Annotated in this window: 20 protein-coding genes; 10 read left to right on the top strand and 10 right to left on the bottom strand. The window is 44.7% G+C overall.

The features are described from left to right. Positions 1 to 134: 134 nt before the first annotated feature. Together MSG36_RS18115 and MSG36_RS18110 are read left to right on the top strand one after the other, a co-directional pair. On the top strand, positions 135 to 2,126 hold the full coding sequence (locus MSG36_RS18115; RefSeq protein ID WP_048609363.1) for a methyl-accepting chemotaxis protein: 1,992 nt from the start codon (positions 135 to 137) through the stop codon (positions 2,124 to 2,126). A 197-nt stretch (positions 2,127 to 2,323) separates the two neighbouring features. Beyond that, complete coding sequence (locus MSG36_RS18110; protein ID WP_048609362.1) at positions 2,324 to 3,490, top strand: DUF1887 family protein; 1,167 nt, start codon at positions 2,324 to 2,326, stop codon at positions 3,488 to 3,490. A gap of 212 nt (positions 3,491 to 3,702) precedes the next feature. Here MSG36_RS18110 and udp read toward each other — a convergent pair whose 3' ends face one another. The 4 genes from udp to MSG36_RS18090 all read right to left on the bottom strand — a co-directional run bounded on the left by udp (position 3,703) and on the right by MSG36_RS18090 (position 9,336). Then, the gene (gene udp / locus MSG36_RS18105; RefSeq protein ID WP_017065292.1) at positions 3,703 to 4,461 is read right to left on the bottom strand and encodes a uridine phosphorylase; all 759 of its coding nucleotides are present in this window, start codon (positions 4,459 to 4,461) and stop codon (positions 3,703 to 3,705) included. A 305-nt stretch (positions 4,462 to 4,766) separates the two neighbouring features. Beyond that, positions 4,767 to 7,124, bottom strand: a complete 2,358-nt coding sequence (locus MSG36_RS18100) for a zinc/cadmium/mercury/lead-transporting ATPase (protein ID WP_248369166.1) — start codon at positions 7,122 to 7,124, stop codon at positions 4,767 to 4,769. 153 nt (positions 7,125 to 7,277) lie between these two features. Then, complete coding sequence (locus tag MSG36_RS18095; RefSeq protein WP_248369163.1) at positions 7,278 to 8,741, bottom strand: MATE family efflux transporter; 1,464 nt, start codon at positions 8,739 to 8,741, stop codon at positions 7,278 to 7,280. Positions 8,742 to 8,919: 178 nt separating this feature from the next. After that, positions 8,920 to 9,336, bottom strand: coding sequence for a CBS domain-containing protein (locus MSG36_RS18090; protein ID WP_017060213.1), 417 nt, complete (start codon positions 9,334 to 9,336; stop codon positions 8,920 to 8,922). Between the two features lie 302 nt (positions 9,337 to 9,638). Here MSG36_RS18090 and MSG36_RS18085 point away from each other — a divergent pair, with 302 nt between their 5' ends. Both MSG36_RS18085 and MSG36_RS18080 read left to right on the top strand, forming a co-directional pair. Continuing rightward, the gene (locus MSG36_RS18085) at positions 9,639 to 9,872 is read left to right on the top strand and encodes a hypothetical protein (RefSeq protein ID WP_048609358.1); all 234 of its coding nucleotides are present in this window, start codon (positions 9,639 to 9,641) and stop codon (positions 9,870 to 9,872) included. Between the two features lie 165 nt (positions 9,873 to 10,037). After that, positions 10,038 to 10,334: a hypothetical protein gene (locus tag MSG36_RS18080; protein ID WP_050622140.1), complete on the top strand. Its 297-nt coding sequence runs from the start codon at positions 10,038 to 10,040 to the stop codon at positions 10,332 to 10,334. Positions 10,335 to 10,432: 98 nt separating this feature from the next. Here MSG36_RS18080 and MSG36_RS18075 read toward each other — a convergent pair whose 3' ends face one another. Then, positions 10,433 to 11,419, bottom strand: a complete 987-nt coding sequence (locus MSG36_RS18075) for a glycosyl transferase family protein (RefSeq protein WP_282452248.1) — start codon at positions 11,417 to 11,419, stop codon at positions 10,433 to 10,435. Positions 11,420 to 11,586: 167 nt separating this feature from the next. Between MSG36_RS18075 and MSG36_RS18070 the strand changes: the two genes are divergently transcribed. From MSG36_RS18070 to MSG36_RS18060, 3 genes are all read left to right on the top strand, one after another. Continuing rightward, positions 11,587 to 12,195: a TetR/AcrR family transcriptional regulator gene (locus tag MSG36_RS18070; protein ID WP_248369159.1), complete on the top strand. Its 609-nt coding sequence runs from the start codon at positions 11,587 to 11,589 to the stop codon at positions 12,193 to 12,195. 123 nt (positions 12,196 to 12,318) lie between these two features. Next, entirely contained in the window at positions 12,319 to 12,813 is a 495-nt protein-coding gene (locus MSG36_RS18065) for a peptidylprolyl isomerase (protein ID WP_048616619.1), read from the top strand. A gap of 224 nt (positions 12,814 to 13,037) precedes the next feature. Beyond that, positions 13,038 to 14,162 (top strand): BamA/TamA family outer membrane protein, encoded by a 1,125-nt coding sequence (locus tag MSG36_RS18060; protein ID WP_248369157.1) that lies wholly within the window; start codon positions 13,038 to 13,040, stop codon positions 14,160 to 14,162. Positions 14,163 to 14,235: 73 nt separating this feature from the next. Here MSG36_RS18060 and MSG36_RS18055 read toward each other — a convergent pair whose 3' ends face one another. Further along, positions 14,236 to 14,673, bottom strand: coding sequence for a cytochrome c (locus MSG36_RS18055; RefSeq protein WP_248369155.1), 438 nt, complete (start codon positions 14,671 to 14,673; stop codon positions 14,236 to 14,238). Between the two features lie 208 nt (positions 14,674 to 14,881). On the opposite strand from MSG36_RS18055, the gene MSG36_RS18050 reads away from it, so the two are divergent. Both MSG36_RS18050 and MSG36_RS18045 read left to right on the top strand, forming a co-directional pair. After that, positions 14,882 to 15,526 carry a cytochrome b/b6 domain-containing protein gene (locus tag MSG36_RS18050; protein WP_248369153.1) on the top strand — a complete coding sequence of 215 codons (645 nt, stop codon included), beginning with the start codon at positions 14,882 to 14,884 and terminating at the stop codon, positions 15,524 to 15,526. 16 nt (positions 15,527 to 15,542) lie between these two features. After that, positions 15,543 to 15,971 carry a MarR family transcriptional regulator gene (locus MSG36_RS18045; RefSeq protein ID WP_050622032.1) on the top strand — a complete coding sequence of 143 codons (429 nt, stop codon included), beginning with the start codon at positions 15,543 to 15,545 and terminating at the stop codon, positions 15,969 to 15,971. A 100-nt stretch (positions 15,972 to 16,071) separates the two neighbouring features. On the opposite strand, the gene MSG36_RS18040 is transcribed toward MSG36_RS18045, so the two are convergent. The 4 genes from MSG36_RS18040 to MSG36_RS18025 form a co-directional block, all read right to left on the bottom strand. Next, positions 16,072 to 16,938 carry a DMT family transporter gene (locus MSG36_RS18040; protein ID WP_248369151.1) on the bottom strand — a complete coding sequence of 289 codons (867 nt, stop codon included), beginning with the start codon at positions 16,936 to 16,938 and terminating at the stop codon, positions 16,072 to 16,074. Positions 16,939 to 17,048: 110 nt separating this feature from the next. Next, positions 17,049 to 18,146, bottom strand: a complete 1,098-nt coding sequence (locus MSG36_RS18035; protein WP_248369149.1) for an alkene reductase — start codon at positions 18,144 to 18,146, stop codon at positions 17,049 to 17,051. Positions 18,147 to 18,160: 14 nt separating this feature from the next. Beyond that, positions 18,161 to 18,538, bottom strand: a complete 378-nt coding sequence (gloA, locus tag MSG36_RS18030) for a lactoylglutathione lyase (RefSeq protein ID WP_017084654.1) — start codon at positions 18,536 to 18,538, stop codon at positions 18,161 to 18,163. A 257-nt stretch (positions 18,539 to 18,795) separates the two neighbouring features. Continuing rightward, positions 18,796 to 19,731, bottom strand: coding sequence for a LysR family transcriptional regulator (locus MSG36_RS18025; protein ID WP_248369147.1), 936 nt, complete (start codon positions 19,729 to 19,731; stop codon positions 18,796 to 18,798). A gap of 134 nt (positions 19,732 to 19,865) precedes the next feature. Between MSG36_RS18025 and MSG36_RS18020 the strand changes: the two genes are divergently transcribed. Further along, entirely contained in the window at positions 19,866 to 21,092 is a 1,227-nt protein-coding gene (locus MSG36_RS18020; RefSeq protein WP_248369145.1) for an outer membrane protein transport protein, read from the top strand. Positions 21,093 to 21,804: the final 712 nt, after the last annotated feature.

The raw sequence follows: 21,804 nt of genomic DNA, 5'->3' as shown, positions 1-21,804 counted from the left end.
TTGGTTATAACTGAGCGCTATTTTTGACGTGTGCGTCATAAAATGCGTAAGACGAGCTCAATAGAATGCTGATAATTTTGTTAGTTTTACTTTGACCTGACATTAGGTCTGCATTTTTATTTAGGGAGAAAGCCATGAAGGGATCTGTGATCAAGCGTATGTACGCTGGTTTCGCACTGATCATCATCATGTTCGCAGTCACGATAACTATCATGATGAACAGCATGAATCAGATACACAGCAATTTTGAGAGTGTCTCAGAAACCTCATTACCACTTGTCGCGCTTTCAAATCAAACAAGTGTTCAATTGCTTTCTGCTGATAAGTCATTCAAAGATTTCTTAACCACACAAAACGCTGAACGCATGTCTGCAATGCGTACAGAATTTGCTGCATCACAAAACTCGTTTTCAGAAGTTCTCGGTAGTTTAGAAGCGGCAAGCCAAAACAATGCTTCACTTATTGAACGCATCGCGCAATTAAGAGCAATGGAAGAACGCTACTTCGCCGAAGCTGACGAAGCAATGAACAACTACGTTGCGATGTTCGAAGCACAAGAACAAGTACAAAAAGCCTCTCGTGACTTCCAACGCTTACATTCAGAATTAACCGTTGGTATGAAAGAGTACGTTGCCGACCAAAAAAGTATCTCTGTTAAAGTGATGGCAAAGAGCTACTTCATTAAACTGCAAGACGCAGAGGTCATCACCTCTGATGCACTAGCTAGCTCTGATGTTGCCTTCGTTCAGAAAGCCGTTAACCAAAATAAAAAGGCCGTTACTCACCTTAACTACGCTTATCGCGGTCTATCAACACAACTGCCAGCACTTAAAAATGTCTTCGATGAGTCGGTTCAGAAGTTCACCAAAGACGTTGGTCAGAAAGGTGGCGTACTAGACAAACACAACAACTACCTACAAGCCAAGCAAGCGCTGTACGTGAACATCGCCAACCTAGCCGTAGAAGTTGACCAAGCAATGGCTGTTTTGGACTCGTTCAACGTGACTGCTGAAGAGCAACTAAACTCATCACTAGCAGACGCAAGCAGCATCTACGACAAAGGCCTATTCAACGCGATTGCCATTGGCATTGTTGTAACCGTGTTCGCAGCTGCAATTGGTTACCACATTGCACATAGCGTAAGAGAGCCATTAACTCGCATCCTAGGTACTTTAGAAGGTCTAACCGAAGGCGATATGACTCAGCGTATCGACATTCGTTACGACAACGAATTCAGCCGTGTGAGCCGTCACATCAACACCTTAGCGGACAACCTGCACAACATCCTTGTGAAGCTGAATGATGCTTCAGATGACTTAACTAAGACTGCAAGCGTCAACCAGAAGACGTCATCTGAAACACAAGCTCAATTGAACAGCCAACGCGAACAAACCGCTACCGTTGCGACCGCAATGACAGAGATGTCTCATTCTGTACAAGAAGTGGCGAACAGCGCGCAAAGTTCACTAACCATGGTTCAACAAGTAGAATCGGCTTCTGAGTCTGGTCGTCAGATTATGAACACCAACATCAGCACCATTAATCAGCTAGAGGTTCGCTTGACTGAATCAGTGGGCGCTGTTGGCGAGCTACAACAGATGAGTAGCCAGATTGGTTCAATCCTTGACGTTATTCGTGGCATTGCTGAACAGACCAACCTACTTGCACTTAATGCGGCAATCGAAGCAGCGCGTGCGGGTGAACAAGGTCGTGGGTTTGCAGTCGTTGCCGATGAAGTTCGAGTGCTAGCACAGAAGACCACTCAATCAACCTCTGAAATTGAGACCATGATCAGCAACCTGCAATCAAGCTCAAAAACTGCAAGTAACGTAATTGAAAGCTGTATGAGCGATATGGACATGTCGGTTCAACAAGCTTCAAGTGCAAACAGTGCGATGGAAGAGATCCAAGCCTTGATTCTAGAGATCAGCCACATGAGTACACACATCTCTCAAGCAGCCGCTGAGCAGAGTGAAACGTCTGGTGATATTGCACGCAACATCGAAGACATCAACCACATCGCAGATAAGAGCTACCAAGCGATGTCTTCAATTGCAGAGGCAAGCCAAAACCTAACGATTCTGGCGAATCAGCAAGGTGATTTAGTACATCAATTCAAACTATAGATAAATGAAGAATCGATAGATATTTAGTGAGATTCTTGAGACTTCTTACCCAATAGTGGTAACTAATTGAGCTAGGGCAACTTTTATCAAGGGTTGCCCTTGTTTTTTATGAGCTTTGTCATTATATGATTATTAAGGCTTGCTGCTTCCCGTTTTTTCTTTCACCTTTATGAGCGAGCCGCTATTAAGGAATTTATATGGCTGTTCATGTTGGCATTATCGATCAAGACCCCATTCGCTTGCTCACCCCTTTACTTGATAACCGAACGGTCAGCACTCACATCGTGTTTATCGGCGACAAAAATCAAGTCAGTATGTACAAACGTTTAGACAGCGTTTTGCAGAAGCGCGACATTACCAGTGAGTTTTTCGAAATTCCGACCATCGTAAACACATCCGTTATTAAAGAATCTATCCAAACTCTTGCCGAAGACCTCAAAGCTCGCGGCCAAGAAGTGAAGCTCAACGCAAGTTGTGGCCTGCGTCACCGCCTACTTTCTGTGTACGAAGTATTCCGCACTTACCACTGGCCAATCTTCGTGGTTGAACCAAACAGTGACAAACTTTGCTGGTTGTACCCAAATGGCAAAGAAGACGCACAAGTTCAAGACCGCATTACTATCGACGACTACCTAACGGTATTTGGTGCTCGTGGTGAATTCAGCGATGTACAGCTGTCTCCGCAACTTGATCAGAAACTGTATGAACTGGGTGAGCGTTGGGCAAGTAACGCACTCGAATTAGGCCCAGGTCTTGCGACATTGAACTACCTAGCAACGACCTGCCGTAAAGAACAGAAACTTGATGTTGGACTATCTGAGAAACAACAAGGCTATCGCGAGCTCAACATGCTGCTAAGCGATTTAGTTGAAGCTAAGATTGCGACTTACGACAATGGTATTTTAACCTTTGCCAACGAAGACGCGCGCCGCTTCTCAAACGGTGAATGGTTAGAAACTCTGGTTCACAGCACAGTGAAACAAATCCAAGATGACATGCCGACTATCCAAGACCGTTCGTTGAATGTTCAGGTATACCGTCAACTTGGTGAACGTGAGGTTCGAAACGAGCTTGACGTAGCATCAGTGGTGAACAATAAGCTGCACATCATCGAATGTAAGACCAAAGGTATGCGTGATGATGGTGATGACACCTTGTACAAACTGGAATCGCTTAGAGACCTGCTAGGTGGCCTACAAGCACGTGCAATGTTGGTGAGCTTCCGCCCTCTTCGCCATAACGACATCACACGAGCTGAAGATCTTGGCCTTGCATTGATTGGCCCTGACGAATTGAAAGATCTTAAAACTCACCTAACGGCATGGTTTACGGCTGCGGGTGGCAGTGAAGATCTAGAGTACTAAAAACCAATAAACTCATGAGAGCTCAATGCTCTTAAGCAGATTGTTAAAAAGGCGAATGACCATTGAGTCACTCGCCTTTTTTGTATCTGATACTTTTCTTGTCTACTTTATCTGCCACATAAAAAATGGCCGCATCATTCGATGCGGCCATTTTCAAAATTTAATGTCACTTGAAGACTTAATGCTCTCTAAAACTCAGAGCACTTTAAGACTTAAAGCATTTTACGAGCAGCTTCTACAACCACTTTGATTGAGCGCGCTTCCGTTACTTTTAGAGTGTCGTGATCAGGCGTCTCTTTTTGAGTACGGTTGATGATTACACCAGCAACACAACCTGCTTTCAGACCAGAACTTGCACACATTGTTAGTAGTGTTGCAGATTCCATCTCGAAGTTTAGAACGCCCATGTCTTGCCATTCTTGCATAGAACCTTGGAAACGCTTAACAACGCGACCAGAGAACGTGTCGTAACGCTCTTGACCTGGGTAGAACGTATCACTTGATGCCGTTACGCCCATGTGAACTGTTGCACCTGATTCATCAACTGCCGCTTTCATTGCTGTTGCAACTTCAAAGTCAGCCACTGCTGGGAACTCCATAGGAGCAAAGTGTAGGCTAGCGCCGTCTAGACGAACAGAACCTGTAGAAACAATCATGTCACCCACGTTTACATGTGGCTGGATAGCACCAGTCGTACCAACACGTAGGAAAGTGCGAACACCAAGTTGAGCAAGCTCTTCAACTGCGATAGAAGTCGATGGACCACCAATACCTGTTGAACATACAACAACTGGTTTGCCGTCTAGCTCTGCGCGGTAAAGCGTGTATTCACGGTGACTAGCAAGGAATACTGGGTTCTCCATCTCTTCTGCAATTTTTTGCACACGAGCAGGATCACCAGGGATGATCGCAAGAGTAGCACCGTTAAGATCTGCTTCAGTAACACCTAAGTGGAAAACAGCTTGAGACATAGTTCGCTCCTTTTGGCTTATTGGGCTTTTTACCCTTATTTAAGCTCATAGTAAATTCGTGGGGTACGAACACACTCTAACCAAGCTCATTACAAAATGAAGTGACACATGTCACATGAATGATCGCAACAATAATTCAAGTTTCACAAAAAAACGATTGGCATCACAAAAATAAGCAATCCGCACGCTTATGTTGCATACTAATGAGACAAAAAGCGCCTTTAACGTATTACCGCTAAAGGCGCTTTTATATTAAGAATGCTCTATCTTTTATATTAAGAATGCTCTATGTCGGTGAGCTCGATTTAGTCCGCTTTAGATTTGAATCGAAGCAGACGCAATGCGTTCAATGTCACCAATGCAGTTGCACCACTATCCGCTAAAACTGCCACCCACAAACCGGTAATACCTAACAAGCTTGTCACCAAGAATACGCCCTTCAAACCAAGCGCAAGGGCTACGTTTTGACGGATGTTGTTCATGGTCGCTTGCGACAGTTCAATCATCGCTGGCAGCTCAGTTAAACGGTTATGAGTCAGCGCTGAATCCGCCGTTTCCAAAGCGACATCCGTACCACCACCCATTGCGATGCCGACATTCGCTGTTTTCATTGCTGGTGCATCATTAATGCCATCACCGACCATCGCCACGTGCGACTGTTGAGATAACTCCTCAACGTAAGATACCTTGTCGCTTGGCAATAGGCTTGCCTTGTACTGCATACCAATCTTGCTACTGATCGCAGCTGCACTGCGCGGGTTATCGCCGGTCAGCATGATAGATTGAATACCCAAGTCATTAAGTCGTTCAATCGCAAGCTTAGCGTCACTGCGTAACGTATCTTGCCAAGCAATCAGACCAATCACAGTCGCAGCTTGCTCGGTTGATTCTTCTTCATCTTTAAGCTCAAGAGCAACCACAACCGTCTTGCCCTCGCCTTCTAATGCCTCAACTTGAGAAACAACATCGGCACCAAGATCGAACGTCACCTTAGAAGGCGATAGAACCTGATACTTAATTCCGTCGACATCGCCTTCAACACCACTACCGATCAGCGCGGTCTTGTTGTGTGACTCTGGAATTTCGACATTCAGTTCTTTCACTTTAGCAACTAGCGACTGCGCCAATGGGTGAGTAGAACCCACTTCGATTGCTCCAACCACACGCAGCATCGCATCTTGCTGCCAACCCGATAGAGGTTGAATATCCGTAACCTGAGGCTTACCTTCGGTCAGTGTGCCTGTCTTATCGAAGGCGATGGTTTGGATTTTACCAAGCTGCTCTAGCGCTGCGCCGCCTTTAATGAGCGCGCCACGTTTCGCTGCTGCAGCCAAACCAGAAGTAATCGCTGCAGGAGTCGAGATAACCAAGGCACACGGACAAGCAATCAATAACAGCGCTAGGCCACGGTATACCCATGTTTCCCATGGCTGTGCAAACAACAATGGTGGCGTGATGATGACCAACAGAGCCACTACCATCATTAACGGTGTGTACCAACGGCTGAACTTATCGAGGAATCGCTCTAGTGGTGCTTTACGTGATTCTGCTTCTTCAATCAGATGAAGAATACGATCGATCGCATTCTCACCCTGTTTTGAAGTGATGGTGACACGAACCACTTTATCGACCACCACAGCGCCAGCCATGATGCTGTTACCTTCGATATGTTCAACAGGAACAGATTCACCGGTTAACGCACTTTCATCAAAGCTTGCCGCGTCTGTAATCAATTGTCCGTCAGCAGGTAAACGAGAGCCCGCAGCCACTTCAATCACATCACCGGGAACCAGTTCACTGACGGCAACTTCTACACGTTCGCCGTTGATGATCTTAGTCGCGTTTTCTGGTACCAATGCCATTAGCGCTTGAACGCCACTTCTTGCTCTAGATGAAGCAAACGCTTCTAAGCGCTCACCAATCAAGAACAACAATAGAACCATCGCCGCTTCCGCAGTTTCACCAAGGTACAAAGCACCCAGCGCGGCGACACTCATTAAGGTTTCAATAGCAAACGGTGTACCTGAACGTGCCAGCTGAACCGCTTTCTTCGCCACCGGATATAAACCAAGCAGACAAGTTACCGTAAACAAGCCTTCGCTTAATTGAGGAGAGGTACTTTTCAGAAGCGCAGCAATCAGCATTGCCGCTGCAATCGCGATAATCTGTAAATTAGGTTGGATATAAGCTTGCCAAAAAGTCTCAGGTTGTTGTTTTTCTTTCTTTGAACCGACTTCCGTAAGAGGGAAACCCGTTTTGATAGAGACCTGTTCAATGGTGTCAGCAAGGCTTTCATTATCGAATTTCACAACCAGCTTTTCGGTAGCAAAGAGAACCTTCGCTTGAATAACACCGTCAATATTGCTGATCGCGTTTTCTATTTTTCTTGCACAAGCTGGGCAGTCCATTCCGGCAACCAGCCAACTTTTCGAAAATTTGGCATCGAGAGATAAAGTTGAGGACTGACTGTCTTCTTCTCCACTGTCCGACGAACTACAACAATCATCTCCAGACGATGAAGGTGCAGCAGAAGAGCTACAACAACCAGATGAAGTACCTGCTGCTGTGATGCTTGAAATTTTAGGGCTAGAGCAGCTTGCTCCTGCCGCTTGAGTTTGAACGTCCACTTTTGCTGAGCGGCACGCTGCATGTTTTGCGCACATAAAATATCTCCTTAATACTCAAAAGCCTTGAGGTTGTTGCTAACTCACGAGCAACAGAACCTTAAGTTCATCAAAAGTATAAACCTTGGAGGCTACTCCAAGGTCAAGAAGAAGTTTTCAAGAAAACAAAAATATTATGCCAGCGCCGATAGCTTACTGAGATTTAAGCTCCGCACACTCTTCACGGTTTGCCGATACATCATCGATAAGTACCGCATCGTGTGAACAGAATGGCTGTGTGTTCAAGCTGACAATCGACACATCATCTTCCACAGGGTCGACTTGAGAGCCTTGCATCAGCTCAGCGATATGATGTCGAAGCACCAAGATACCTAAAATCCCGAACAGAACATTACCCAAAGCTTGACCATAAAGAACACCCAAAGCGCCATACCACTGCGAACCTAGATAGACGAATGGCAGAGTACCTAACGTCGCTTTACCCAGATTCAGTGCTGTCGAGTAAAGCGGTTTACCTAGGTTATTAAAAGAGGTGTTGGCAACAAATAGCGCGCCGTTAAAGGTGAAGGTTAACGCCACATAGGTACAGAAAGCCGCCACAATGATTGCTGCATCACCTTGTAGACTAAAGCCTTGAATGACATAACCTTGAACAAAGTACAACAGAATACAAACAGCAATGGTGTATGCCGTAGTAACCAATAATGAGTTATTGAGTGTTTCTTTCACTCGGTCCATGCGTTCAGCACCAAAGTTCTGACCAATGATTGGCCCCACAGCGCCAGACAAGGCAAAGATAACCGCAAAACAAACTGGCGTCAGACGACCTATAACGGCAAAGCCCGCGACAAAATCCTCACCATACTGTGCGATACCCGTTGTCACAATCGCGTTACCGATAGGCGTTGCGGTATTGGTGATAATCGCAGGCAACGCAATCGCCAATATTGGTCGAATATTAAGACGCCATTGCATAAAAGAAGGCGGAGCCACCAGCTGATGGCTGCGAATAAGAGGATAAAGCGAAAAGAATAGCACCGAGAAACGAGCGACAACCGAAGCGATAGCCGCCCCTTCGATGTTCCAACCAAAACCAAAAATAAACAGAGGATCGAGAATCGCGTTAACAATGCCGCCCGACAAAGTTGCCCACATCGAACGTTTGGCATCACCTGCCGCTCTTAAGCCCGCACCCGCTGCCATCGCTAACGCCAAAAATGGACCACTTGGTAGCAAAATCTGTAGGTAAGCTTGAGCGCGCTCGGCCGCAATCCCTTTAGCGCCTATCGCGGCTAGCAGCTCTGGAATATAAGCGAACATGATTGCAGTTATGGTTGAACTGATAACAAACGCAGTCATCATGATACTGGTGCTTAGGTTTCGAGCGTGCTCTTGATTCTTTGAGCCGATGGCTTTGGACACTAATGCGCCCATGGCAATGGAAGTACCGATAGAAACGGAGGTAGAAAAGAAAGTCAGCGTACCTGCAAAGCCTACCGCAGCAGCTAATTCGACCTGTCCGAGCATACTGATAAACAGCATGTCGAGTAAGTCGACCACGAATAACGCCATCAAACCAACAGAGCCAGCCCCCGACATCACCAATATGTGGCGCATCGTTGAACCTTCAACAAACTTTGCCGTTTGATTTGACATGATACCTCCAAAAGTTGGAATACCCAGAGCTAAAGCCCAATCAGCTAATCAACAGATCAACAGGATACGGATCCCCAAAGAAAGGATCGACCAAGAAAAGCGCTATACAGAAAAAAGGCGCTAGTGCGCCTTTTTTCAATTGAGGGTATTGAGAAAAATAATCGTTCTTAACACGCTACTATACCTGATGTTTGAAGCATTCTTCCAAGTTCTTGCCGATTGCTCTCAAAACATCGGTTCTGGTGATAATACCCACCAGTTTTCGATTATCGATCACAGGGTATGCTTTAGGTTTTCCAACCTGCATCATGTCCGCCAATTCAATAATGGATAAGTCAGGGGACACCGACAGCACTTCTTGGTACATGCAGTCACCCACAAGGTGTGTGTCTTGGCAGAAGTAACTGACCTTCACAAGTTTCTCGAGTAAATCCTGCTCTGAAAGGAAGCCAATCACTTGTTCATTATCGTCGATTACGGGTCCACCCATGTGGTGACTACGCATCACTTTGTCTAACGCTAGACTTAACGGCATATCAGGAGTAAATGTCACAACCTGCTGCGTCATGTAATCTTTCACTTTAATAGAATGCATTGCGTTCTCCCTAAATACTTTGCGTCATATATTTTTCTATCTTGTTAAGTTAATTGTTGTCTAAAATCTTGATTTTACTAAATGGATTTCAACAATTTTATTGATAGGCAAAACCTAACAAGACAAAAAAGTGAGACAAACAAAGGGTTGAGCACGTTTTCGAACGCCAGAAAAAAGAAAAAAAGAGCCCTTACAAAGCCTTACTTTCCCTTGCTTAACCTTACTTAGCCAAACTAGCCTGCGTAAATAAACCCTGTAATCTTCACCGCACTAACAATTAGAAATCCCGATTTAGGAAGTTTATGCAACACGACAACAACATGTACGCGTATGTTTATGCAGGTAACGACGGCACAGAAAACACACTCATCGCCACTATCGATAATCAAGAAAAACCGCTGATATCAAGCTGCGTTGATGAGATAAAACGCATGTCATGCTTAGCCATTGATTTAGCAGCAAAACACGACCTAAAAGTGAAGCTGGTGAAGTATCAAAGAGAACAAGAGATCGACTTCGGCCTATTCGTTAAATAGTGAATCCGACACCGGTTTGGTTAATCACGAACTGGCAGCCACAGTAGCAATAGCAAAGCATTAGCGTGAATGGCTGCCGAATTCGACCTGACAAGCCTAACGGGTAAAGGCTATAATGATCAGACGGCGTCCTTGCCGATTTTCATTGTCCAAATACGGTTTACTATGTCTTCTCAAACCTCACCTAAAACGTATCTAACGAATTCCTTATCTAAGTTAAAAAGCTACTTTAGTGAGTTATTGGATTTCCAATCACGCATTTGGGTGGTTCATATCTTTGAAGACTCTATTACCGATCAGTCGTTTGTGATTAATGAAGATGGATTTAAAGAACCGCTAGAGTGGATGAAAAAACGTGATTACCAAGCGAGAATGCTTGATCGTGTTGATAAGATGAAAATCTCACAGGTGATTGAGATTCAGTTCGAAGACAAAATGCATCGCTTGATGCGAGTGAAGTAGCTCTATTATTTGGGCACGCACGAAAAGCCATTACTAGAAATTAAGCATAAAAAAGGCCAGCGCTCGCTGACCTTCTCTCATTGGCTACAAACCATCATCTAACGCGCACAATACCCATGCCACAAACGCACCGCTTTCTGGTATGCCTCAGTTTTATCGTGCGTTTCCGCAAACAGAATGGCTGTCATGCTGTCGACAACGGTATTCGCCATTAGCGCCATCTCTTCAGCCGACGTACCAAGTACACATTGACTAGGAAGTGGCAACTCTAGGTTCATCATCTCTTCCCAGTAGAACGATTCGACTTTGTCAGGGGAGCTCATCCACACCGTTTGGCTAACTTTCGGATTATATTCCGACTCACCGTTCATCCCTTTGAATGAAATCACCGAGTGGGATTTATTTCCGATAACATGCTCAACTTCCGCATGAAGTTGTGGGAAGCCAGGATGGAAACTGCCACGCAAACCTAAACGGCCACCACCAGGATTCAATGCTCGAACTACCGTGTTAATTGGTGTTCTCAAACCGTAACGGTGTTTCCAACCAATCATGGTTTGTGCTTCGGGCGCAAAGTTAGCTAGCGGTAAATAAGCAATGCCGTCTTGTTCAAGAATCGACTTAGCATGTTCAGGGTTCTCAGCACTTTGCACACCGACATCTTGCAAATGGCTTTCAACGTGCGTCCTACCGCTCGGCTTATCCATATAGCCATGCATTAACAGTTTATAGCCATTGTCAGCGAGTATTTTTGCTGCCAACAAGTTCCAAGGCTTGCCACTGGCGTTATCGTTACGCTTACCTGCATAACACGGCCAATCAATATCAGCGCCTAAATCTGGCACTCGAGATTGAAACGCTTTTACAAAGCCAGCGATCTCTTCATTAGTTTCATTCTGCACACGAATCAGCATCAGTAGCATAGCCATTTGGTCGTCACCGACCTCTCCGCTTAAATACTCATCCATGATGCGGTAGGCCTGTTCGAACGATAAAGGCTTACGCCCTCTTTCTCCTCGTCCAACTGTACGAATACACTCTAAAATACTACTCATTGATTGTTTATTCTCTTCCGTTGATATCAATAAAATTCGAATACACTTTCGATTCTATGATACCCACAGTGCATTGCAAAGCGATTCAGTTGCTATCGACCGAATTACCAATACACGGATTGGTGTTCTAAAAGTAAACTTACTGGTGTAAAATTAGCGTATGCAATGCTAACCGCGACATATTGAGTAGTATCCCGATGACTGTAAAAAAAACGCTGAGCCAAAGAAAACGTGAATCGATCGTTGCCGCTGCTATCGCAGAGTTTACTGAGCATGGCTACAAGGCCACCAGCATGGATAAAATATCGAGCCGCGCAGAAGTATCAAAGCGCACCGTATACAATCACTTTGCCAGCAAAGAACTGCTTTTAGATGAGATTCTAGACAGTATTTGGAGCAAAACTCTGGCCGCTACGCATTTCCCTTATCAAGCAGAACTGCCACTTGAAGAACAGCTTTCATCGATAGCCAATCAAGAACTTGAATTACTTGAGTCTGAAGGCTTCATCGACCTGTCACGCGTGTTGTTCTCAGAGTATTTCCATAACGTAGAACTGGCGCATCAAGCGATGGAAAAATATTCCCAAGCAGAAAGTGGACTTACAACCTGGATTAAAGCCGCATTGGCAGACGGTCGTCTAATCGATCTTGACCCACAATTCGCCTCCACGCAGTTCATTGGTCTGCTTAAGTCTTTTGCGTTTTGGCCGCAAATCATTGGCCATGTGCCGTCACCGGATGCTGCGCACAAACAAGTGATCATTACTTCAAGTGTCGAGATGTTTCTTAAGCAATATCGGGCGTGATTTTGGTGGTTGACGAGAATTCAACCACAATAAAACCATCACTGGTATCCGCTGTTATTTTCCCTATACTGCAACCCACTTTCGTCATTACGACTCAGTAAAACTTCAACTTTAGGTAGCCCTATGATTACTTTCACCACCAACTTTGGCGATATCGAGATTGAGCTGAACCTTGAAAAAGCGCCAGTAACGTCGAAAAACTTCCTTAAATACTGCCAAGACGGTTTCTACGAAGGCACGACATTTCACCGTGTTATTGAAGGTTTCATGATTCAAGGTGGTGGACACACTATCGACATGACAGAAAAACCAACTCGTGCACCGATCGTCAACGAAGCAAACCGTGGCTTAAAGAACGTAATTGGTTCTGTGGCAATGGCTCGTACTGATGCACCACATTCTGCAACGGCGCAGTTCTTCATCAACCTTGATGACAACGATTTCCTAGATCACACCTCAACAACCAATGCTGGCTGGGGTTACGCAGTATTCGGTAAGGTTTCAGCGGGTATGGATGTGGTAAACAAAATTGCGGAAGCACCAACAACCATTCGCTGGGGACACGAAGATGTGCCTTGCGAAGATATTGTGATTACTAAAGTCACCATCAACGAGTAATTCACGACGAAAACGCAACGAAATGGTGAGAATTTTTCTCACCATTTTTTTATTGTCGATGTTATCAACTGTACTCATTTCTGTACGGTATATTTACAGGGTTAACCATTCCCTTACTATTAATCAGTATAAATGACGTGTTATGCTCCTGATCCGCAAGCTCCCATTGCTCTGTGGTCAACCTTACATTGGACGTAACTCTCTACATGACTCGACACTCTTTTTTGACAACAGCCCTCTTCTCTTCTGTTGCCAGTTTCTCTAGTTCCGCATTCGAAGTTGATACACGAGAATCAAAAGAACCAGAACTCGATGACCAATTTCGTGTTATCGCGATCCCCTTTTATGACCCGAGTGTAGATACCGGGATCTCTGTGGTGCCCATCTATAACTTCTACGCCGATGGCGAAACCAAGAACGCTTCCACATTATCAGCGACACTGACTTACACACAGAACGACAGCTATTACATCAAAGGTAATGCGGAGCTTTTGCTGAAAGGTGACTCAATAAGATTTAGCGGTGAGATGGGGTTCTCTAGCACCAACATAACCTTGGTCGACCTTGTTGATACCAACCATCAAGAGTACGCGTTCGATGGCGATTTCTACTTCAAAGTGTATGACAATATCTATCTAGGTATGGGGTTAGACTTTTCTACGGCTCGCTATTTAGCTGACACACCCCGTGACAAGTTGTTATTGAAGTTGACAGGGTTTAGCGAAGAATATGAAGCCGATACTGGGGCTAAACTTTCATTCTTGTGGGATGAGCGAGAGCATTACTATTATCCGTACCATGGCTTTTTATTCGAACTCACGTATGAGAACCACGGGACTTGGTTAGGCAATGATGAAGATGCGACCTACTCTTCACTGTTTTCAGACTACCGTTTTTTCTACAGTTTGACCCATAACGATAACCATATTATTGCCAGCCGATGGGTGACTCGCTACCTATTAGATGCTGAAAATGCCCCAAGCAGTGCGTACAGCACTTACGGGCGACAAGGGCGAAACGTTCAACGAGGCTTTGTTGCTGGGGATCATATAGCCTCTCATATGACCAATCTAGAAATGGAATATCGCTACTCAATTTCTGGCTCATCGATCAATTTCCTAAACAACGTTTCTGTGGTCGGGTTAACCGGTGTCGGCAAAGTATTTGGTGAGAGGCTCAACCCGAAAGACCCATACCATAGCTTTGATGATGGTGACCTTCTATCAATGGTTGGATTGGGGCTGCGTTATCGCCTAATGCGTCAAGAGCGTATCAATGTTCGCATGGACTTCACCTACAACAGCGAAGATGAAGTGTTGGCGTATTTTAGCTTGGGCGAAAATATTTAGCTCTCACCAACAACTATCACATCAAGCCTGTCGCGAACCGCACAGGCTTTTGTTTTTAAAGGCCTTTCAAAAACTACCAACGAGAACGATAAGTACGGTGACACCCTTTGCACGTCTTATTCGCAGAATTTAACCCTTGCTCTGCACTCGACAAGTCTTGTTCAACACTCGCCTGATACAGATCTACAAAGCCTTGGTTCATCTGTAACATCAGTTGGTTAAATTTCTCAGGCTTGCTCCAAATCTCCTTTTTTGCCTTACCTCCAGTATCACCTTCAGCAAAACTCGCGTTCAAGACATCACCATGTTCCACCAACATTTCACTTAACTCGCCCACCTTCAGCCAATCCACGTCACTGTTATTCAATTCTGAATCGACTTGTTTACTGACCTCTTCAATAGAGCTAAAAGCCTGTTGACGATTATTTACAACATCCGCTGCGGCTGCAGAGTTCATAGGCAGAGCAATCGTTGGTAGTGCGATGATTAAAGCGATAGTGAATTTTTTCATAGTGTCATTCCTCGTGATTAATTGACTGAGTGGTTAATTGATTGAGTGATTTCTTCGTTAATTACTGATTGGTTTCTTAGTGAATTACGGCTTGATAATTCAACCGTAATCGAAGAGATGCATTTAATTTACACAACAATAGTTGCACGAGCAACTATTGTTGTGTAAATTATTACCATCAGGCAAATTTACGAACAGGAAAAGCATTATGAAAATCTGGGATCTACCAACTCGACTTTATCACTGGCTTCAAGCCGCACTCTTTATTGGTCTTGCTGCATCAGGATTTAACGGACAAGGCCCCCATGTTTACTTAGGCCTCGCGCTGTTCAGTCTGATTTTATGGCGCTTGGTTTGGGGAATCGTCGGCAGTGATACCAGTCGTTTTTCTCAATTCATTAGCTCCCCGAAATCGGCATGGAATTACTTGCGTGGAAAGGCTCGCCCAAAACCGGGACATAATCCGTTGGGTGCCTGGATGGTGATAGGAATGATCACGACTCTGTTTGTCCAATGTATGACAGGGCTTCTTATTGCTGGTTTCTTTGATGCGATTCCAGGTTCGGAACGCGTGATTACTGATGCAATATTCGATGTGTTATGCACAGTACATGGCATTGCCGCCCGCATGTTAGTGGTCTTTGTCGTACTGCACTTGGTGGCCATTATCATCTACAAACTGCGTTCAAAACCTCTGGTACTTGCCATGATCACAGGCAAACAAAACCATTCAGCGTCAACGGATTATTTCAGAAATGGCAGTCAATTGGCTTTTTCATCAAATAGGAAAGCGTTGTTGGTGCTAATTGCATCGGTATTAGTTACGATGACAATAGTTGTAATATCACAGTAAAATTAGGTAGCGAAAGATGCCAGAAGAGTTTGATAGACAAAAAAGCTTTGGTTGGATGATCAATGTGATCGCCAATAAGTCGACCAAAGATTTCGACACGGAATTGAAAGAACATGGCTTAAGCATTGCTCTATGGCCAACCATGATGTGTCTTTGGGAAGAAGAAGGTGTGACTCAGCGTGATATTGCTGCGAAATCCAAAGTCGAGAATTCAACAACGACACGCACATTAGACAAGTTAGAAAAGCTTGAACTGGTCGAACGCAGAGCCGATCCAAACAGTCGCCGTTCTTTCCGAATTTACTTAACGGAAAAAGGCAAAGCACTTGAAGAACAACTCGTTCCTATCCCCGTTCGTTTAAACAAAGAGTTGATGAACGAGTTAGATGCTGAAGAACAGCAACAAATGCTCAAGCTACTTCAGAAAGTAGTCGCGGCAATCTGATCTTACCGCGTTCACTGCTTAGCAAGCTTAGTGCTTAGACATTATTACACTCTGAACGTGTATTGAAAAACAACCCACACTCGGTCTTGCGCCGAGTGTTTTATTTTCGTCTCGACCATTTGATATAGCAAAACAGTGAAGCAATGATCACCGCTCCACCGAGCAGCTTCTGCATCTCTACACTTTCGCCAAGCACACTCACACTTAACAGCAGCGTCCACACTGGCTCAAGAATCATGATCAATGCCGCCACTTCCATGTTCACGGAGTGCTGACCGACCGTTTGCAGCAAGTAACGAATAGACGTTGCGATCACCGCAGAGACAATAAACCAGAAGACTAAGGTTTTGGTGATTTCGAACTCCGGCTGAGCAGTCATAGAAGCAAAGGCTAAACCACTCACACCCACCACAAACAGTTGCACACAGATTGATGCGATAGGCTTGATATTAGTAATCACACGCTTGTTCATCACAAAGTGAACGGACAACAACATCGATGCTAGTAAGAAGTAAATCTGACTCTGCTCAACATGCCAACCATTGCCCAAAGTCAGCAGTAGCATGCCAATAATCGCGATCGGGAAAGACATCCAAAACGCACGATTAGGCTTAACTCGAAACAAAATCCAAGACACAAACGGTGCAATGATCATGGCTAAGCTCATGATGAATGCCCCTTCCGACAAGCTTTCCGTCACTGAAACCGCAAACACCCATACCTGCAATGAGGCAGACAACAACAAACCCACGCCGCAAAGAGACAGAATCTGCTTAAGCGAAAGCTTACGAATATGGTGAATACAAAATGGCAGAAGAATAAGACTCGCGACGAGGAATCGCACACCAATGAACACTGGCCCAGGCATTTCTAATACCACCAGCTTAGATGCAATCCATCCCACCCCAGCTAGCAGGGTGGCAAATAGAAGGTAAAGCTCTCCGCGTATCGCTTTCACATTCATCATTTTACTTGGTCCAATAACAAAAAAAGCAACCCGACTCTGCAAGGTTGCTTTTTATAAACATTCAACAGGATCAAGATACTATCTCAATACTCTGCTTCAAACAGCTGTTTTTAGCCTGCGTATTCAGGGTAATCCGTTAAACCTTTTTCAGCACCACCGAACAATGTGTTTGGATCGTGCGCCGCAAGTGGGTAACCATTTTGAATACGAGCTGGTAAATCTGGGTTCGCAACGAATGGACGACCAAAGCCAACCATGTCAGTTACGCCTTCAGCAACGGCCTTTTCGCCACGCTCGCTATCATATTTACCCGCATAAATAAGGACACCATCATAAGCTTCACGAACTGCCGCTTTGAACGCTTTTGGCGTTTCAGGTGCATCGTCCCAATCAACTTCTGCAATGTGCAGGTAAACAATTTTGTAAAGGTTAAGTAGTGCTGTCGCTGCTGTGTAAGTCTCTACTGGTGTAGCGTCAACCGTACCATTCAACGATGTGAACGGAGCAAGGCGTACACCAACACGGTCAGCACCAATCGCTTCAACCATAGCTTCAACCACTTCGCCTAGGAAGCGTAAACGGTTTTCAATTGAACCACCGTATTCGTCAGTGCGGTTGTTTGCTTCAGAATCAATGAATTGGTTGATTAAGTAACCATTCGCGGCGTGAAGTTCGATACCATCAAAGCCCGCTTCAACAGCATTCAAAGCCGCTTGGCGATACTGTTCAACCACTTGTTTGATGTCTTCTTTCGTCATCTCACGAGGTTCAACCACGTCAACAAAGCCCGGTTCATCAGTGCCGTTATCGATGAATACTTTTACGTTTTCTGCTTTAAGTGCAGAAGACGAGATTGGCTGTTCACCACCAATGTTGTCTGGGTGTGTTACACGGCCTACATGCCAAAGTTGAGCGAAGATAACGCCCTCTTTTTCATGTACGGCATCAGTCACTTTTTTCCAACCAGCAATCTGCTCGTCAGAATAGATACCCGGAGTCCAAGCATAGCCTTGACCCATAGGTGAAATTTGTGTGCCTTCCGCAACAATCAAACCTGCAGAAGCGCGTTGAGCGTAGTAAGCCGCCATCATGTCGTTTGCTGAATTACCAGGTTGCGTTGCACGAGAGCGCGTCATCGGTGGCATAACAATACGGTTTTTAAGCTCGATATTACCAAGTTGAATTGGTTGAAATAGTGCGTTTGTCATTGTTATATCCTCGATTAACCTAGTTGAATCAGTTCGATTTGGTAGCCGTCTGGGTCAGTAATAAAAGCGATATGAGTTGAACCGCCTTTCACTGGACCCGCTTCGCGAGTGACGTTGCCACCTAGCGATTTGATCTTGTCACATGCTGCGTAAATATCTTCTACACCCAATGCCAGATGACCAAACGCGCTGCCCATCTCGTACTCGTTAGTATCCCAGTTGTATGTTAGCTCGATAGTCGTGCCGCCTTGCTCGTAGCCAACAAAAACCAATGTGTAGCGGTAGTCTTTGTTTTCATGACGTTCAAGTTCCTTCATTCCCAATACCTTGGTGTAGAACTCGATAGACTTGTCTAAATCAGTAACTCGGATCATTGTGTGTAGGAATTTCATATTTCGCCCTTGATACTTTAATCTCAGCCTCGTCGTATGAAGTTAACTCATAGAATAAAGCTAAGTATTGTTCGTTTAGGTTGACCTTGAGGCCACCTACTTCTCTGTTGCTAGGTATATTACTGAACACACACAAATCAGTGAAATTATTAAATATTCTCATTTTAATAATTTTCTGTTATTAACATATGATCTAGTACCAACTAAGCGACACAAAAAAGGGAAGCCAATGCTCCCCCTTAGATTTAGACTCTCAATTAAAATCGCAACCGCCTATCTTTAAGCGCCTTCGACATTGAGTCTGATGTACTGATGACTTGTTCTCTGAACCATTTATGAGCGGGGTCGCTGTTCTGCTTCTTCAACCAAATCAGGTAGTGAGACATCGGCTGATACTCAAAGGGTGGCTTGAACAGCTGTAAACTTAACTTTTCTTGGAACTGCACGGCCATAGATAAAGGCACGACAGTGATGTAATCGGATTGGCTACACAGCAAGATATTACTGAACAGCGAACGCCCGTGAAACACGATTTTACGCTGGGACAGATCCAAAGATGTGTAGTGATTCAAACTGCGAACTTTGCGTCGTGTTCTGTCTAATACGGCATGCTTTTCACTTAGGAACTGAGCTTCGCTGATTTCACCTTGGATTCGCGGGTGATCAGCTCGACACACGATCACAAACTCGCCTTCATAAAGTGTTTCACTGACGATACTTGGGTGTTCAGGCACCACAATATCGATCATCGCATCGAACTCTTGCGTCAAAAGATCTTCGTAAATGCGCTCATCACTGTCTGGTTGATCAAAGACTTCCAACGACAAGTTTTGATTAGGAAGCTCCGCGAAACTATTGAGCAGCACCCACTGTAAGTGCTCAGGTGCAGAAATAACAAACTTACGCTCAGAGGATTGCTCATCAAAATTAGTCATCGACTGAAACACGCCATTGAGTTCATTGATCGGCGCTTTAATTTGTTCATACAAGCTTTGCGCATAAGACGTAGGCGCAACACCTCTTCCTTTGCGAACAAAAAGCTCTTGGCCAATCTCTTTTTTTAGGCGGGCTAATGCGGTACTGATGGTCGATTGATTGGTGCTGAGTTGATCCGCAGCTTTACTTAAACTGCCCTGCTCCATCACCGCAGAAAACACGGCAAGTAGATTGAAGTTGGGGATGTCGTTGCTCATATATCATTACTCGTTAGGCGACCATGAGCACCATGCTATCGTAAAAACGATAGAATGAAATAAGAATCCCTCGTTTAAAGTCCCAAATTGAGACACTAACATCCCGCATAATTAGTTTCTTAATAGGTTTCCCCATGAAAAAACATTACCTTGCCATCACTATTGCGATGATGACGAGTAACGCGATGCTTTCAAACCCAGCACAGGCTGCAGCTCACCTTCTTCCTGAACTTGGCTCTCTCAACGCAAGTACCGCGGGCGCAGGATCGGCAGCGTTAGCTGAAAGTGCGTTAACCGCATGGACTAACCCTGCCGCTATGTCTCAACTAGAAAACCCTGAACTCACCGTCAATCTGGCAGGCCTCTACACAGACATCAACTATTCAGACACAAACCCAACAGAGCGTTTTGACAGTAACATTGATGCTGGCGGTTGGGCTCCGGTAGGAAGCTTCTACTTTGTCACCCCTATCAACGACAAATTTCACGCAGGATTTGCTTTGGCTTCTCAAGGTGGTTCAGGGATCGATTATGGTGATAACTTTTCTGGGCAGCGTTTATTAAAGAATGTTGAATTCATGACTGTTCAACTGATGCCTTCGATATCTTACAAAGTGAATGAGCAGTTTTCGTTGGGTGCCTCAGTCAATGCGGAATACCTCACTGCAAACGGCGAGTTGAATCCTTTTATCGGCACTGGCGACATTGGATCTGAGCACTTATTCGAAGCAGACGCGGATGATTTCACGGTTGGCTACTCTCTTAGTGCCTTTTACCAACCGAACGAACAACACCGTTTTGGCTTTATGTACCGCTCTGAACTTGCTCATTACGGTGAGGGTGATCTTCAACATTCGGCGAGCGACACCAAGCGTGATGTTGGGCTCGACTTTATCATGCCTCAACACATCCAAATTAGCGGCGTGCACGCCGTCAATGACCAATGGGACATGCTGTGGAGTGTGACTTGGTATGACCTATCAACTTGGACAGACCTCACACTAGACATCAATGATAACTCAGTAAAAGTTGTCGACCGTAACTTTGACGATGTGTGGAACCTAGCCATAGGTACTCATTACCAAATCACCCCTACCTTACGACTAGAAACAGGCATCAGCTACGAGACTTCCCCTCAAGATGACGCAACTCATCAATATATGGATCTTCCTGTAGGCGAAACCAAACGTATTGGAGCAGGTGCTACCTATGCGCTCAATAAGAACTGGGAACTACGCGCTTACTACGATTACATCGATCTTGACGAGCCTGAACTGAATTATGCGAATGGCCGCGTTGTAGGCACGTATAACAACAGCGCACACTTCTTTGGCATGCAAGCGAACTACCGCTTCCTGTAAAGCAGCCGTCTCGACCTTTTCGTCGATTATCGATTAGTAATGCACAGTACCTGATTCATGGCTTAACTCGTGCACCACATCAAGGCCTAGCTATCCGCTAGGTCTTTCTCTATCTGTTCTTCAACTGCAATATTTCATCCCCATTCAACATCGCATTTGATTGGGTTAGATTACATACTCAATAGAACTTAAACAATACGATATTGTCTCGTTTATCATGACACTGTGTTCAGCGTCATTGAGATATACATTTGAGCAATTAAAGCTACAATATTTCGAATCCAGCACTCTACCGTAAATAGAAACGTATTTTCCCAGTGTTCAAAAACCTATTATCAGTTATATGTCATCCATCATTCGTTTCTATTACTCCCTTTATTGTAAGAAGCGTGTAAAAAGATGAATTCCGCCAAATTTCTTATTGATGCTTTTATTAGTCATTTCATTGATCCAAACCAAATTAACTAACGATGTTTTAAAGCCGAATTTGAGCGCTAGCAAATAATTCAACCTACCGATTTAGAGTGATAGCGACTCATCGTAATTACGATATTATCAAATCGTAATTCTGGGTAGATACTGCTCAAAACTCTTCCTATTATCCTGCTAACAAATCAATTCTTAGCCCAAACAGAATGCTGACAAATGTTTTACAACACTATGTCAATGACCATGGAAGATCCCCTCGACAGACGAGGTATTACACGTAAAG

The organism is Vibrio sp. 1CM8B (assembly GCF_023161685.1).
Lineage (GTDB): Bacteria > Pseudomonadota > Gammaproteobacteria > Enterobacterales > Vibrionaceae > Vibrio > Vibrio coralliirubri.
The sequence above is the reverse complement of the archived record's forward strand: the minus strand, read 5'-3'. Positions and strand labels throughout refer to the sequence as shown.